14 protein-coding genes are annotated in these 13,739 nt (G+C 60.8%); 3 read left to right on the top strand and 11 right to left on the bottom strand.

Annotated elements, in window-relative coordinates; genetic code table 11:
- Positions 1 to 98 precede the first annotated feature (98 nt).
- Both TU80_RS20200 and TU80_RS20195 read left to right on the top strand, forming a co-directional pair.
- Complete coding sequence (locus tag TU80_RS20200; protein WP_057005229.1) at positions 99 to 2,336, top strand: TonB-dependent siderophore receptor; 2,238 nt, start codon at positions 99 to 101, stop codon at positions 2,334 to 2,336.
- Between the two features lie 143 nt (positions 2,337 to 2,479).
- On the top strand, positions 2,480 to 2,701 hold the full coding sequence (locus TU80_RS20195; protein ID WP_057005228.1) for a hypothetical protein: 222 nt from the start codon (positions 2,480 to 2,482) through the stop codon (positions 2,699 to 2,701).
- Between the two features lie 101 nt (positions 2,702 to 2,802).
- On the opposite strand, the gene TU80_RS20190 is transcribed toward TU80_RS20195, so the two are convergent.
- The 10 genes from TU80_RS20190 to TU80_RS20145 all read right to left on the bottom strand — a co-directional run bounded on the left by TU80_RS20190 (position 2,803) and on the right by TU80_RS20145 (position 12,320).
- Positions 2,803 to 3,294 (bottom strand): GNAT family N-acetyltransferase, encoded by a 492-nt coding sequence (locus TU80_RS20190; RefSeq protein ID WP_017848379.1) that lies wholly within the window; start codon positions 3,292 to 3,294, stop codon positions 2,803 to 2,805.
- 165 nt (positions 3,295 to 3,459) lie between these two features.
- Positions 3,460 to 4,566, bottom strand: a complete 1,107-nt coding sequence (gene zapE / locus TU80_RS20185) for a cell division protein ZapE (RefSeq protein WP_057005263.1) — start codon at positions 4,564 to 4,566, stop codon at positions 3,460 to 3,462.
- Positions 4,567 to 4,581: 15 nt separating this feature from the next.
- Positions 4,582 to 4,917 carry a nuclear transport factor 2 family protein gene (locus TU80_RS20180; protein WP_017848377.1) on the bottom strand — a complete coding sequence of 112 codons (336 nt, stop codon included), beginning with the start codon at positions 4,915 to 4,917 and terminating at the stop codon, positions 4,582 to 4,584.
- 51 nt (positions 4,918 to 4,968) lie between these two features.
- Positions 4,969 to 5,685, bottom strand: a complete 717-nt coding sequence (locus TU80_RS20175) for a helix-turn-helix transcriptional regulator (protein ID WP_026140198.1) — start codon at positions 5,683 to 5,685, stop codon at positions 4,969 to 4,971.
- Between the two features lie 133 nt (positions 5,686 to 5,818).
- Positions 5,819 to 8,476, bottom strand: a complete 2,658-nt coding sequence (gene pepN, locus TU80_RS20170; RefSeq protein WP_057005227.1) for an aminopeptidase N — start codon at positions 8,474 to 8,476, stop codon at positions 5,819 to 5,821.
- Between the two features lie 13 nt (positions 8,477 to 8,489).
- Positions 8,490 to 9,320, bottom strand: a complete 831-nt coding sequence (locus TU80_RS20165) for a DUF2797 domain-containing protein (protein WP_017848374.1) — start codon at positions 9,318 to 9,320, stop codon at positions 8,490 to 8,492.
- Positions 9,317 to 9,577 carry a YeaC family protein gene (locus tag TU80_RS20160; protein ID WP_017848373.1) on the bottom strand — a complete coding sequence of 87 codons (261 nt, stop codon included), beginning with the start codon at positions 9,575 to 9,577 and terminating at the stop codon, positions 9,317 to 9,319. Before TU80_RS20160 ends, TU80_RS20165 begins: the two co-directional genes overlap by 4 nt.
- 12 nt (positions 9,578 to 9,589) lie before the next feature.
- Entirely contained in the window at positions 9,590 to 10,462 is an 873-nt protein-coding gene (locus TU80_RS20155) for a rhomboid family intramembrane serine protease (protein ID WP_017848372.1), read from the bottom strand.
- Entirely contained in the window at positions 10,459 to 11,430 is a 972-nt protein-coding gene (locus tag TU80_RS20150; RefSeq protein WP_046383153.1) for a metallophosphoesterase, read from the bottom strand. Before TU80_RS20150 ends, TU80_RS20155 begins: the two co-directional genes overlap by 4 nt.
- Positions 11,430 to 12,320 (bottom strand): NAD(+) kinase, encoded by an 891-nt coding sequence (locus TU80_RS20145; RefSeq protein WP_003217892.1) that lies wholly within the window; start codon positions 12,318 to 12,320, stop codon positions 11,430 to 11,432. Before TU80_RS20145 ends, TU80_RS20150 begins: the two co-directional genes overlap by 1 nt.
- 143 nt (positions 12,321 to 12,463) lie before the next feature.
- Here TU80_RS20145 and TU80_RS20140 point away from each other — a divergent pair, with 143 nt between their 5' ends.
- Positions 12,464 to 13,411 (top strand): DUF1853 family protein, encoded by a 948-nt coding sequence (locus tag TU80_RS20140; protein ID WP_046383152.1) that lies wholly within the window; start codon positions 12,464 to 12,466, stop codon positions 13,409 to 13,411.
- 32 nt (positions 13,412 to 13,443) lie between these two features.
- On the opposite strand, the gene TU80_RS33120 is transcribed toward TU80_RS20140, so the two are convergent.
- Positions 13,444 to 13,739 (bottom strand): type VI secretion IcmF C-terminal domain-containing protein (locus tag TU80_RS33120; RefSeq protein WP_082643878.1); only part of this gene is annotated, 296 nt, incomplete at its 5' end.

Here is a 13,739-nt window from a genome sequence, read left to right as displayed (position 1 = left end):
ATTCTCGTTTACACCTAAAGTTCCACGCCTCCTTTCGTCTTTGAGCCAAGGCCTTTTCATACTGAGAAGGCCGCAAAGACGACAAGGAGTCTTCCGCGATGTTCGCGCCCTTTACCCGTTCCATGACCGTTACCCTCGGCCTGTTCAGCCTGGCGCTGAGCCCGGAACTGCTGGCTGAAACCGACCCCGAACAGACAACCGCCACCGCGCTGGAGCTGGGCAGCACCCACATCAGCGCCGAAGGCCTGGGCGCCAATACCGAGCACACAGGGGCCTATACCACCGGCTCGATGAGTACCGCCACCCGGCTGAACCTGTCGATCAAGGAAACGCCTCAATCCATTTCGGTGGTCACCCGCCAACAGATGGACGATTTCAATCTCAATACCCTGACCGACGCTTTGCGCCAGACCACCGGCGTGACGGTCCAGCATCTGGATTCGGACCGGGCCGGGTATTCCTCCAGGGGTTATTCGATCAATAACTTCCAGGTGGACGGCATGCTCAATACGTTCGGGCGCATGAAGTCCGACTCGGACACCATCATCTACGACCGTATCGAAGTAGTACGCGGCGCCACCGGCCTGACGACCGGCGCAGGCGACCCCTCGGCGACCGTCAACATGATCCGCAAGCGCCCGACCGCGCAATGGCAAGCCAAGACCGGCGTCAGCGGCGCCAGCCATGACAACTACTACAGCTACCTGGATGTGGGCGGCCCGCTGGCGTTTGACGGACGGCTGCGCGGGCGCACGGTGATGGCTTACCGTGACAGCCAATCCTTTCGCGACAACTACGCGCTGCAACGGGAAGTCGGCTACGGCATTCTGGAGGCCGACCTGACGGACGACACCGTGGTAGCCGTCGGCTTCGACTACCAGAACAAGCACGTGCAAGGCAGCTCCTGGGGCACCCTGCCCTACTGGAACAGTGACGGCAGCAAGGCCCGCCTGTCGCGCTCGGCCAACCTCGCCGCCGACTGGAGCTCCTGGCCCCTGAAGGACAAGACCACCTTCGCCTCCATCGATCACACGCTGGCGACGGACTGGCGCCTGAAAGCCGCTTACACCCATCGGCAAAGCGATACCGACGGCAAGGTGTATTACGGCGGCGCCGGTTTTCCGAATGCCGATGGCAGCGGCATGACGGCCTGGACCAACCAGATGGTCGGCACCTCGAAAATGGATGTGGTCGACTTCAACCTGGCCGGCACCTACGCGCTGTTGGGGCGCGAGCATGCGTTGATGCTGGGTTATGGCGAATCCGAGCAGCGCGACACGTCACCCTTCCAACGTTTTGCAACGCCCCAAGGCTACGAGACCATCGAAGACTGGAAACACATGGGCGGCATCGGCAAATTCCCCGACCGCACCACCGGCCTCAAGGGCGAACACAGCAGCAAAAAACAAAAGGCCGGCTACCTCGCCACACGCTTGAGCTTGACCGACACGCTGCATGCGGTACTGGGCAGCCGCTATGGCAGCTGGGAAATCGAAAGCGCCTCGCCCACGTACAACCTCGACAATCAATTGACCGCCTCAAGCAAATCCAGCCAGACCCACACAGACATGTGGACACCTTACGCGGGCCTGCTCTACGACCTGACGCCGGAATACACGGTGTACGCCAGCTACACCGACATCTTCAACCCGCAGGACGAGCGCAACGCCAGCAAGCAGTACCTCGAACCAGTGGTCGGCAGTAACTACGAAATCGGCCTCAAGGGCAGCCTGCTCAACGAACGTTTGAACCTGGCCACCGCGTATTTCTGGAGCACCCAGGATAACGTCGCCGAACTCGACAATGCGGCCCCGCCGGACCCGATCACCCGCGAGCAGTTCTACAAATCCGGTGGCAAGGGCAACAAGGTGCAGGGCTTTGAAGTGGAGGTGTCCGGCGAAGTCATGCCGGACTGGAATCTCACGGCGGGCTACACCTACACCCATTCGCTCAACGGCGATAAACAACGCAACAACACTGGCCAGCCGATGAATATGCTGAAGGTGTCGACAGCCTATCGTTTACCGGGCGAGTGGCGCGGGTTGACGGTGGGCGGCGCGGTGAACTGGCAGAGCGACTTCTACGACTTCGCCGAGCGGCCAATCGGCGGCCGGGACCAAGAGGGTTACCTGCTCACCGAATCCACCAAGATCACCCAACAGGCCTATACCGTGGTCAACCTGATGTCGCGCTACCAGTTCGACGAGCATGTTTCGGCTTCGGTTAACGTCAATAATCTATTCGATGAGAAATACTATGAACGCGTCGGTTTTTATAATGGCGTGTACTGGGGCGACCCGCGCTCGATAACCTTGGCACTCGACTGGAAACTCTAACCACCCTCCGCCGAAGTTAACAACATTGTTAACTTCGGGAGTTCCCCACGTTAATACCCACTTAATAAGCTGCCCGCACAATCGCCCCATGAATCTGATCAAGGACCGAGCGGATACCGACCACACTGAATGGGAACACCTTGATGAAACCCTCGATTTTGATGCTTGCCGGCCTGATGACCCTGACTTCCGCGGCGGCTTTTGCAGAAGGCGGCTCGGAGCGTTCGAAGGAGTTCTACAATAACTTCACCTTCACGCAGCAGAAATTCCACGGCAGCAATGAACAAACTGCCTCCGCTGACGGTAAAACTTTAAAACGCGACACAGCGGATCAATCCAGCACCGAGGCACAACCTAAAAGTTAAGTTAACTTTTATTTAACTCGCATCACCCTGTGCCAACCCGCTCTGTTGGCAAAGGTTAACTTGGCGCCATTCAATGGCGCCTTTTTTTTGCCTGTGCCTTATTACAGTGGTTTGTTCCAGAACAACATACGCCCATGGGCCGGATCAAATACCGAGTCGTCAAAACCGAACTTGCGGTACGCCGACTGCGCCACAGCATTGCCCTCGAGCACTTCCAAGGTGATCTTGCAGCAGCCACGCTGACGGGCGATTTCCTCGACCTTCTGCAGCATTTTCTGGCTCAGCCCCAGGCCCCGGAACCGATTCATCACGGCGACATCGTGGACATTGACCAGCGGACGACAGGCGAAGGTGGAAAACCCTTCAAAGCAATTGACCAATCCCGCAGGCTCGCCGCCCACGAATGCCAGGACACTGAACGCATGCGGGCGCTTGGCCAGTTCAGCCGGCAGTTGTTGCAACAGGTCGGCGGGCAGGCTGTGGCCGCCCCCCATTGGGTCTTCAGCGTAATGATTGAGCAGCAGGGCAATGGCCTCGGCATGCACAGGATTGGTGTAGCTGGCTTGCAGCACCAGGATTTCAGGGGTATCCATTTCCGTCCTCGATAACGACAAACAAGGGAATCAGTTCCCTTTGAGGAGGACGATTGTAAGCGTGGAGCAGGCGCTAGATGAAGGAGATTAACTACAAATAGCTGCCAGAAGGCGCGAAGGTTACCCGCATCAAAAGCAGCCATAGGACTTGCACCAGGCTTTTTCCTACCCCCCAAAGCGCTGCAATTGCATTTCCTGCAAGCGACTCAAGGTTCGTCGGAAAGGGAATTCCAGATAGCCTTCGGTGTAGAGGCTTTCCAACGGCACTTTAGCCTCGATGAACAGCGGCACCTTGCGGTCGTAGCATTCATCCACCAGAGCGATAAAGCGCCGCACGCTGTCATCGTGTACTGACAACTCGGGCAATTCGCGATCACCGGCCGCTACTCGCTGGACACCGTCCTCGGTGCCTCGGGCAATCCGTCCCGGTCGCTTTTGTGCACTCAGGTTGGGGACCTCACCCAACAGGATCGCCTTGAAACGATCACACAGCAGCATGAAATCCATCGCTGCCAAAGGTTGCTCGCACAGGTCGGCATACCGGCACCACAACACCGTGTCGCTGGCCTGCACCGCCACGATGCAGCGATGACCGACGCTGATCGGGCCATGGCGCACCGCTTGGCCCTCGCTCAATTGCTCGAACACCGCCGCCAGCGCATCCGGCTGATCGACCCAATAACGTTGCACGCCGACACCCGGGTGCAAGCGATGGTCTTCACCACCGTCCACCGCCACCACGTGCATGTGCTGCTTGATCGCCGCAATGCCCGGCAGGAAACGCTCACGATTGAAGCCACCAGCGTAGAGCTGTTCGGGCGGTTGATTGGAGGTGCAGACCATCACCACGCCTTCTTCGAACATCACCTGGAACAAACGGCCAAGGATAATTGCATCACCGATGTCACTGACGAACAACTCGTCAAAACACAGCACGCGTACCTCTTGGGCCAGCTCACGGGCCAGCGCTTGCAACGGGTCATGGGTGCCGGTGAGCTGGAACGAACGCTGGTGTACCCAACCCATGAAGTGATGGAAATGCTGGCGCCGCGCAGGCACGCGCAGGCTCAGGTAAAACTGGTCCATCAGCCAGGTTTTACCCCGGCCCACCGGGCCCCAGAGGTAAACCCCGAGAATCGGCGAGCGCCCTTGGTGCAAGGCTTGGTGGCAGGTCTGCAGGGCATCCACCGCACGGCGCTGGGCATCGTCGGCGACGAAGCCCAGTTGGGTGGTGGCGTATTGATAAGCGGCGAGCGGCGAGTCGAAAGTCATGCGCGCCATTATGACTTACAAGGAGATATCCAACCGTGAAATCTTGCCCTGTTCGTTCAAGCGAAAGGTGTAGCGCAGCTCCAGCGGGCTGCCGGGGAAGTTGCCGGAAACCACATTGCTGACCAATACCTTGCCGGTGCGATGCTGCACGTTGAGCACTTCGACCCTGGGCTGATAACGCTGCGCGGTGTCTTCCATCCAACGTGCGATGGCGGCGGTGCCGACCTGATGCGCGCCCTCATCGAACACGTTGGCGTCGTCAGCAAAACAATGGGCGACGGCCGAAGTGTCGCAGGCATTGGTTGCCGCAATGTAGGCGGCGATGGCCGGGGCCAGATCAGCGTGGGACATGGCACAGCTCCTTTGTGATGAGTTATGACGCCATGCTAAACCAGGGCTGTGTCAATTTTTGTCAGGAGTGAACGGCGAGGAATGCTGCTGCTCCATCAACTTGCGCCAGCCCCGCAACCAATCACTGCGGCGCCCCGGATAGCGCTCACCGCGAGACTCGGCGGCAGCCACGCGGTCGGTGCGAAAGGTGCGATACGCGTCACGCAGTTCGCACCAGGCCACGATCACCCGCACCTCATTGAGAAAGCCCAGCGCCAGGGGCCAGATCAGCCGCTGGCTCTGGGTCTGGCTCGCGTCGGCGTAATCGATGTGCAGCTTGGCCTGGTTGCGAATGGCTTCGCGAAACACATTGAGCGGTACGCGGTTTTCCGGGTAGCCGAACCCTGGCGGGCCAGGTAGCAGCGTCGGGTTGCGTAACGCTTCCTGGGCGGCGGGGTCCAGCACGTCGGCAATTTTTGCCAAGGCGTTGGCCGCGGCATGGCTCAAGACATCGTCGCCACGCTGATCCACATAGCGCAGACCAAGCACGATGGCTTCGGTTTCCTCGGCATTGAGCATCAAGGGCGGTAAAAACAGCCCGCTGCGCAACACATACCCAACTCCGGCCTCGCCAAAAATAGGCGCGCCCAGCGCGGTCAATTCGGCGATGTCGCGATACAGCGTGCGCTCGGACACCTCCAACTGCGCCGCCAGTACGGCAGCGGTCACCGGACGCTTCTTGCCCCGCAGAGCCTGGAGCAAAGTCAGTAGACGAGTGGTACGCGACACGTTGAGCCCATCAAAAAAAGAAAGTGGCACAGCTTATCAGAGCACCCTGTCAGAAAATGTCAGCAGCCGTTCGGCCGCCGATTATCCGGGACGAAAAAAAACGGCCTGTCGGCCGTTTTTTTAATTGCGTGGTTTACGCAAGGCTCTTGCTGACCACCTCGAACACATCGCTCGACAGCTCACCGGAAGCTCGAATACGTTCCAGTTCCGCCTTCATCAGCGCCTGCCGCGCGCTGTCGTATTTGCGCCAGCGGGTCAACGGCGCCAATTGACGCGAGGCGATCTGCGGGTTGAAACCGTTCAACTGAATTACCAGGTCCGCCAGGAAACGATAGCCCGAGCCGTCCGCGGCGTGGAAGTTGATCAGGTTCTGCCCGGCAAACGCGCCCACCAGTGCACGCACTTTGTTCGGGTTCTTGATGGTGAACGCCGGATGTTCCATCAACGCCTTGACCCGCGCCAGCCCGCCCGGCAACACGCTGCCAGCCTGCACGCTGAACCACTGGTCCATGACCAGCGGGTTGTCCTTGAAGTTCTCGGCAAACACCGCCAAGGCCTTGGCTTTTTCCGCCTCGAACGGCGAATTCACCAACACCGCCAACGCGGTCAGGCGTTCAGTCATGTTGTCGCTGGTGTCGAACTGGTCCAACGTTGCCGCCAGCACTTGCGGCTTGCCGCTGAGCATCAGGTACGACAGCGCAATGTTCTGCAAGGCACGCCGGGCAAAGTGCTCGGCAGCCGCTACATACGGGGTTTGCTTGGAGAGTTCGCGGTTGGCCTGGTAGCGCAGCCACAAGCCGTCGAACAACTGGTCGGCCAGTTGCTTGCGGGCGAATTCACGGGCGGCATGAATGGCGTCGACGTCGGCCACTTCGCTGATTTCCGTCAGGTAGGCCTCACCCGGCAACGAGAGCATTTCGGCGACCATCGCCTGGTCCAGGCTTTCGTCGCTCAATACCGTGCGCAGAGCGTCGATCAGGCGCTGATCCAGCTTCAGCGGCTGACCCGCCTGGTACTGGCCAATCAGCTCCTGCAACACCTGCACCGACAGTTGCTGGCCGGCATCCCAGCGATTGAACCCGTCGCTGTCGTGCTGCATCAGGAACATCAACTGATCACGGGTGTACGCGAAGCTCAGTTTCACCGGCGCCGAGAAACCGCGCAGCAGCGAAGGCAGCGGCTGTTCGTTGATATCGACGAAGGTAAAGGTCTGCTCGGCCTCGGTCACCGAAATCACGCGGGACGTACCGGCAGCACTTGCCTCACCGGCCAGGCGCAACGCGACAGCGGCGCCCTTGCCGTCCAGCAGGCCCAATGCCACTGGAATCACGAACGGCAGCTTTTCCACCTTGTCCGGGGTTTCCGGGCAGCTTTGGCGGAAAGTCAGGCTGTAGGTTTTGGCCGCAGCATCGTAGGAATCACTCACCGCCAAGCGCGGCGTACCGGCCTGGCTGTACCAGCGCTTGAACTGGCTGAGGTCGGCACCGTTGGCGTCTTCCATGGCCTTGATGAAGTCGTCGCAGGTCACGGCCTGACCGTCATGACGCTCGAAATAGAGGTCGCTGCCTTTGCGGAAGCCTTCGGCGCCGAGCAAGGTGTGGATCATACCGACCACTTCCGAGCCCTTTTCGTACACGGTCAGGGTGTAGAAGTTGGAGATCTCGATAAAACTTTCCGGGCGCACGGCATGGGCCATCGGGCCGGCGTCTTCGGCGAACTGGTGAGTGCGCAGGTACGCCACATCCTGAATGCGCTTGACCGTGGCTGAGTTCATGTCCGCAGAGAAGCCCGAGTCGCGGAACACGGTGAAGCCTTCCTTGAGCGACAGTTGGAACCAGTCGCGGCAGGTCACGCGGTTGCCCGACCAGTTGTGGAAGTATTCATGCGCGACGATAGCCTCAACCCGCTGATGCGCGGCATCGGTGGCGGTTTCGGCGCGGGCCAGCACGGCGCTGGAGTTGAAGATGTTGAGGCCCTTGTTCTCCATGGCACCCATGTTGAAGTCGTTGACCGCGACGATCATGAAGATGTCGAGATCGTACTCGCGGCCGTAGGTTTCTTCATCCCAGCGCATGGATTTTTTCAGGCTGGTCATGGCGTGCTGGCACTTGTCGATATTTTCCGGCTCGACATAGATACGCAGCGCCACGGAACGGTTGGTCATGGTGGTGAAGCGGTCTTCGACACACCACAAATCACCGGCCACCAGCGCGAACAGGTACGCCGGCTTCTTGAACGGGTCTTCCCAGGTCGCCCAGTGGCGGCCGTCTTCGCCAGGACCGCTGGCAATCGGGTTGCCGTTGGACAGCAGCACCGGGTAGCTGTGTTGCTCGGCGATCACGGTGGTGGTGAAGGTACTCATCACATCCGGACGGTCGAGGTAGTAAGTGATCTTGCGGAACCCTTCGGCCTCGCACTGGGTGCAGAACATGCCGCCGGACTTGTACAAGCCTTCGAGGGCCGTGTTGGTTTCGGGGTGGATCTTGACGCTGGTGTCGAGGGTGAAGGTCTCACTCGTGGGCTGCACGGTCAGGTGGCTGTCGGTCAACTGGTAGTCAGCGTCCGTCAATTCCCGGTCAGCCAGGTTCACGCTCAACAGTTCGAGCTGCTGACCGTCCAGCACCAGCGGCGGCAAGCCGGCGCCACGTGCGGGGTTACGGCGCATCACCAGTTGCGCGTGGACCAGGCTGTGGTCCTCGAACAACTCGAAGGTCAGGTGCGTCTCGTCGATCAGGTAGTCCGGCGCCTGATAGTCCTTCAGGTAAATCATCTTCGGTTGTTCGGTACGCATGGGTGGCATCCTTTTACTGATGCACGGCGAGCTGGTAGGCCGTGTACTTGCGAATATTGATGACCCCGGTGTCGAAGATCAGGTATTGGCCCTTGATCCCCAGCAGCGTGCCTTCGGCAATCGGGTTCTTGTCCAGGTTGAAGCTGACGATCTTGGTCGGATACTGCTCGATCGGGTAACGGATTTCGATCGGTTCAATGTCGGCAATCGTTTGGATGGCTTGTAGGCCAAAGCGTTCCTGCAAACTCGCCAGGCCCTCGGCGCAAGACGCGAACAACTCATCGCGCACCTGCTTGAGGTCAACCGATTGTGCATCGCCCTTGAGCAAGGCCCGCCAGTTGGTCTTGTCGGCGACCTGACTGCGGAACAGGTCTTCGACGAAACCGGACTGCTGGCGCGTGGACACACGCACGATCGGCAGCGCCTGGCTGGCGCCCTGGTCGAGCCAACGCGTGGGCAATTGGGTGGCGCGGGTGATGCCGACCTTGATCCCCGACGAATTGGCCAGATAGACCACATGGTCGGTCATGCAGAACTGCTCGCCCCACGCCGGATCACGGCAGGTGCCGGCGGCGTAATGACAACGCTCGGGACTCATGATGCACAGGTCGCACTGAGCCAGCTTGGTCATGCACGGGTAGCAATAACCCTGGCTGAAGCTGGTCTTGGTCTTGCGGCCGCAATGGCTGCAATGGATCGCACCCAGGTACTCCAGGCGCACATGGGTACCGATCAACGGGTTGACCGGCACCTCGGTATCGCCCAGACGAAACGCATATTGAACGGTCGGCTCACCGAGTTGCGCCGACATTTTGCTGACTGCACCGCGACCGATTTCAATCAATGGATCGCGTCCGACTTGAACAGGATGTTCGGCACCGTGGTCGACTTCGATTCACACTCCTGCGTTCCCATGTAGCCGGTGCGCTGGTCTTCCGGCAGGTTCTGGATCTCCCAGGCGATCATCGCTTGCAGCGACAGCTCCCGCTGCTCGGCGGTGAGCTTGCGGCCATCAGACCATTTGCCGATTTCCACGGCGAGCTTGAGGCTCCGGTAGATGTCCGGGGTGATGTTTTCGATCATTTCAGCAAAAGAGGACATTCAGGCTCTTCCTTAACGAATAGTGGATTTGCGACGACTGTATAAACCGCCCAACAAGCCGGTCAGGCAACCGATGGCCAGGCCGCCGACATGGGCGGCATTGGCGATTTCGCCGAAACCGATCATCGAGACCAGCCCCGACAGGCACAGCACCAACCACACCAGCATCATCACCAGCACCCCACGGGGCAGGCGATAAGCCGGGTTGGGCGAGATGAGTTGATAGATCCAGCAATGCCCCAGCAGCCCATACAAGACGCCGGACAAGCCACCAAACAGGCCGGGGCCGCCATACAGGTATTGAGCGAAATTGGAGGCCAGGCTGAACAACAGCGTCAGCCCCAGCAGGTTGATACTGCCCTGGCGCGCTTCAATACGCCGCCCCAGCTCCCAGTACCACATGCCATTCATGGCCAGGTGCAGGATGCCGAAGTGGATCAGCATCGGCGTGACCAGCCGCCACCACTGGCCCGAGGCCAAGGTGTCGGCCAGCGGCGTGAACTGGATGTACTCACCCATCACCCGGAACGGCAGGAAGGTCAGCCAGCTCATCGCTTGCAGGTTTTCACCGAGCAAGGTCACCGCGCCAACGATCAGGCTCGCCAGCAGCACCAGCGCCGTCACCGGGCTATGGCGCACTTGCTGAACAAACCCCGGGCGCGTGACCGCCGCCTGCTCCGGAATATCCAGTTGCTGGTCCGGATCGCCGGCCGGAAAACGTTGATACAAGACGCGCACGTCGTCGCTGATGGTCTCGGGCACCCACAACACCTGCTCGCCCGCTTCTTCACTGACGCGATGGGGCACCTGCATGCGTTGCAGCAGTTTGACGAAACCGCCCAGGTCGACGCTCAGCGGCAAGCGTAATACGGGCACGGCACTCATGTAATCACCTCGGGGCGCTCAACGTCGACCCATACGAATTTATGCGGATCGAGGCGGGTTTCCTGATCCAGTCGGTACGCCACCAGCTTGCCGTACAGCACCGCGCTGTAGTCCAGGCAGGCCAGGTTCGGACGGATCGGCGCCGGTTTGCCACTGCGCCAGTAATGCCCGACGAACAGCACAGGCTCGTCGACGCCGTAGCGCAGCAGGGAGTTTTTTTCAGAAGACGACAACGGTGTGCGCGCCACGGGCTCCGGCAACGCGTCGGGTTGGAACACGATGTCGCCGTAGGTTTTCGGGTCTTCTTCCCAGAACTTGGTGCGGAAGAACGAGCGTGTCAGGCCGTCGCCGCCGGTCAGGGTCAAACCGTCCGGCAGACGCATGTCGGTGCCGCGCAACAGGCGGTCAAAGGCATTGCAGGCGAAGCTGCCCGGCACGGCGGCGGCCTGCAGGAAATGCTGATCGATACAGCCATCGGGAAAAGTCGCGCGCAGCGGCTGGATAAACCCGTCATCCCAGCACGCATGCACCACACGGAAACGTCCGGCGTCGACGAACAGCGGCATGTCATAGAACCAGCCGAGGAAGTCGTGCCAATCGGCCGGGTGATCCTCGAATTGGGTCAGGGTCTCGTGGATCAAGCGCTCATGCCGCGGGGTGTGCTCGCGCACGAACTGCTTGCCGCTGCCCGGTGGCGCGGGCGTGGCCCAGCCCAGGGCGTTGAACTCATGGTTGCCCATGATGCACAGCGCCTGCCCGGCCTCGGTCATGTCGTGGACAATGTGCAGCGCCTCGCGAATCCGCGGGCCACGGTCGATGATATCGCCGAGGAACACCGCCATGCGCGACGGGTGGCGCCAGGTGCCAGCGTGCTTGTGGTAGCCCAACTGGTCGAGCAGGTGCTCAAGGGTGTGGGCGCAACCATGCACATCACCAATCAGGTCGTAGCTACGCGCGGGATCGAGCATCAGTCGCCTCCACCCCCCAAGCGGCTGCCCCAGCCCAACTTGGTGCGGCACACTTCATAGTAGTTGTGGTCCAGCGGGTGGATCAGCCGCAGCTTCTGCGCTTTTTTACTCACGGTGATGGTGTCACCGGGGGCGCAGGTGAAATGGTTCTGCCCGTCGCAGGAGACTTGCGGGTAAATCTGCATGTCTTTGGAAACCACGATTTTCAACTCACTGTTGCCATCGACCACAATCGGCCGGCTGGACAACATATGGGGGTACATCGGCACGATCACAATGGCGTCGAGCTTGGGGTGCATGATCGGGCCGCCCGCCGACAGCGCATAAGCGGTGGAGCCGGTGGGCGTGGCGACGATCAGGCCATCGGCCTTTTGACTGCACACGAACTGGCCGTCGATATACAGCTCGAATTCGATCATCCGCGTGGATTTGCCGGGGTGCAGCACGACATCGTTGAGGGCGTCGCCCTGGCCGATGGCTTCGCCGTGGCGGCGCACTTCAGCTTGCAGCAGGAAGCGGTTCTCCACCAGGTAATGGCCGTCGAGCACCTTGGCCACTTCGACTTCCAGCTCATCGGGACGAATATCGGTCAGGAACCCCAGGCTGCCACGGTTGATCCCCAGCACCGGCACGTTATGCCGCGCGAGCGCCCGTGCGGCGCCCAGCAGGCTGCCGTCGCCGCCGACCACAATCACCATGTCACAGACTTCACCGAGCATCTTGCGCGACGAGGTTTGCAGGCCATGACCCGGGAGGATTTCGGCGATGGTGTCTTCGAGGATCACATGCAGGTGGCGCTCGAGCAGAAACTTTTTCAGCCGGCGGACGGTGTCCAACACCTGGGTACTGCCCAGGCGACCGATAATGCCGATATTGCGAAATTGCTCCATGGGGCTCCTGCGGGATTGGGGTGTGGCAAAAAAGAACGATTATGGGCGAAAGGCCGCGTCAGGCAAAATCCTTTGTCGCCGTGAAGCCTTGATGACAACGCTTCTCAGCCACCCTCCCCTGTGTAAAAGGCTATGCTCGGACCATGACCGTGTTCCCCGACTTGCACAACCTGCCCCGCCAACTGCGCCATCCCGAGGTGCGCGACCTTGCGTGGGTGATGCTCGCCCCGCCGATGCTCGCGCAAACGCCGTGGCCGCAACGCCATCCGCTGGCCGGCAGCGACTGGGTACAGGCGCCCGACCGTCTCGAACACTGGCTGCGGCAATTGGACCAGGACAGCACCCCCCTACAGCATTGGCTGAACCTGGCGCGCACCCGACGCCTGGGCCTCTACTACGAACGCCTGTGGCAGTTCGCCGTGCAGCATGCGCCGGGCGTGGAACTGTTGGCCGCCAACCTACCGATCCGCCGCGCCGGGCATACCCTGGGCGAACTGGACATGCTGCTGCGCGACCGCAAGGGCGTGCATCACCTGGAACTGGCGATCAAACTCTACCTCGGCCCGCAGGACGGCAATGGCCAGGACACCGCGCAGTGGCTGGGTCCGGGCTGTCATGATCGGCTGGATCGCAAGCTGGCGCACCTGGCCCAGCATCAGTTGCCGATTTCGGCACGACCGGAGAGCCGCGAGGTGTTGGCCGCGCTGGGCATCGCGCAGTTCGATGCACACTTGTGGCTCGGCGGCTATTTGCTTTACCCCTGGCCCGGCCAGGCTGAACCGCCCTATGGCGCTCACCCGCAGCATTTGCGTGGGCGCTGGCTGCATCAACGTGATTGGCGGGACTTTGTCAGCGCCAGCGCGCCCGGCCGCTGGCAGCCCTTGCCCCGACATGCGTGGCTGGCGCCAGCGCATTACCAGGCAGAAGCGGTGTGGAGCGAAGAACAGATGCTGGAATGGCTGGCGGACCTGGCACCGATGGCACCGGCTCAGTTGCTGGTGCGACTGGTTCAGAACGGCGAGGAGTGGGAGGAAGCCGAGCGGTTGTTTCTGGTGGCGGATCTTTGGCCGAATGTACCGGGCACTCCCTGACCTGCAAGGAGCGGTCTCACCGACTCGAAGGCTCAGCCCTCATTGAGAAATATCTGTTGCGGCAACCTGAAATCACGCAGCTTGAGCAACGCCAGCGGCCCCGCATCCAGTTCGGTGCGCAGGTGCCACGTCAGGCTCAGGCCGTCGGGCGCCTTGAGGGCCAGGCGGTAGCGGCTGTTGCCGTCGTCCAATGGCGTGACTTGGGCGTTTTCCAGCAGGCGGATCAGGCCCCAGGTGCCGGGGTAGTCGCCAAATAGCCGCTCGCCGGCATGCACGCTGGTCCAGCTGAGGCTCACGCCGGGATAGTCGCTGCGTCCCGGCCAGTTGA

The sequence above is a fragment of the Pseudomonas veronii genome (assembly GCF_001439695.1).
Classification (GTDB): domain Bacteria; phylum Pseudomonadota; class Gammaproteobacteria; order Pseudomonadales; family Pseudomonadaceae; genus Aquipseudomonas; species Aquipseudomonas veronii.
This window is presented reverse-complemented; position numbering and strand designations above follow the sequence as displayed.

Coding starts and splice junctions, on each gene's coding strand:
- TU80_RS20155 (WP_017848372.1), bottom strand. CDS start 10,462: ATGAGTGCCGTGCCCGTATTACGCTTGCCGCTGAGCGTCGACCTGGGC.
- TU80_RS20190 (WP_017848379.1), bottom strand. CDS start 3,294: ATGGATACCCCTGAAATCCTGGTGCTGCAAGCCAGCTACACCAATCCT.
- TU80_RS20140 (WP_046383152.1), top strand. CDS start 12,464: ATGACCGTGTTCCCCGACTTGCACAACCTGCCCCGCCAACTGCGCCAT.
- TU80_RS20145 (WP_003217892.1), bottom strand. CDS start 12,320: ATGGAGCAATTTCGCAATATCGGCATTATCGGTCGCCTGGGCAGTACC.
- TU80_RS20200 (WP_057005229.1), top strand. CDS start 99: ATGTTCGCGCCCTTTACCCGTTCCATGACCGTTACCCTCGGCCTGTTC.
- pepN (WP_057005227.1), bottom strand. CDS start 8,476: ATGCGTACCGAACAACCGAAGATGATTTACCTGAAGGACTATCAGGCG.
- TU80_RS20150 (WP_046383153.1), bottom strand. CDS start 11,430: ATGCTCGATCCCGCGCGTAGCTACGACCTGATTGGTGATGTGCATGGT.
- TU80_RS20195 (WP_057005228.1), top strand. CDS start 2,480: ATGAAACCCTCGATTTTGATGCTTGCCGGCCTGATGACCCTGACTTCC.
- TU80_RS20180 (WP_017848377.1), bottom strand. CDS start 4,917: ATGTCCCACGCTGATCTGGCCCCGGCCATCGCCGCCTACATTGCGGCA.
- zapE (WP_057005263.1), bottom strand. CDS start 4,566: ATGACTTTCGACTCGCCGCTCGCCGCTTATCAATACGCCACCACCCAA.
- TU80_RS20160 (WP_017848373.1), bottom strand. CDS start 9,577: ATGTCCTCTTTTGCTGAAATGATCGAAAACATCACCCCGGACATCTAC.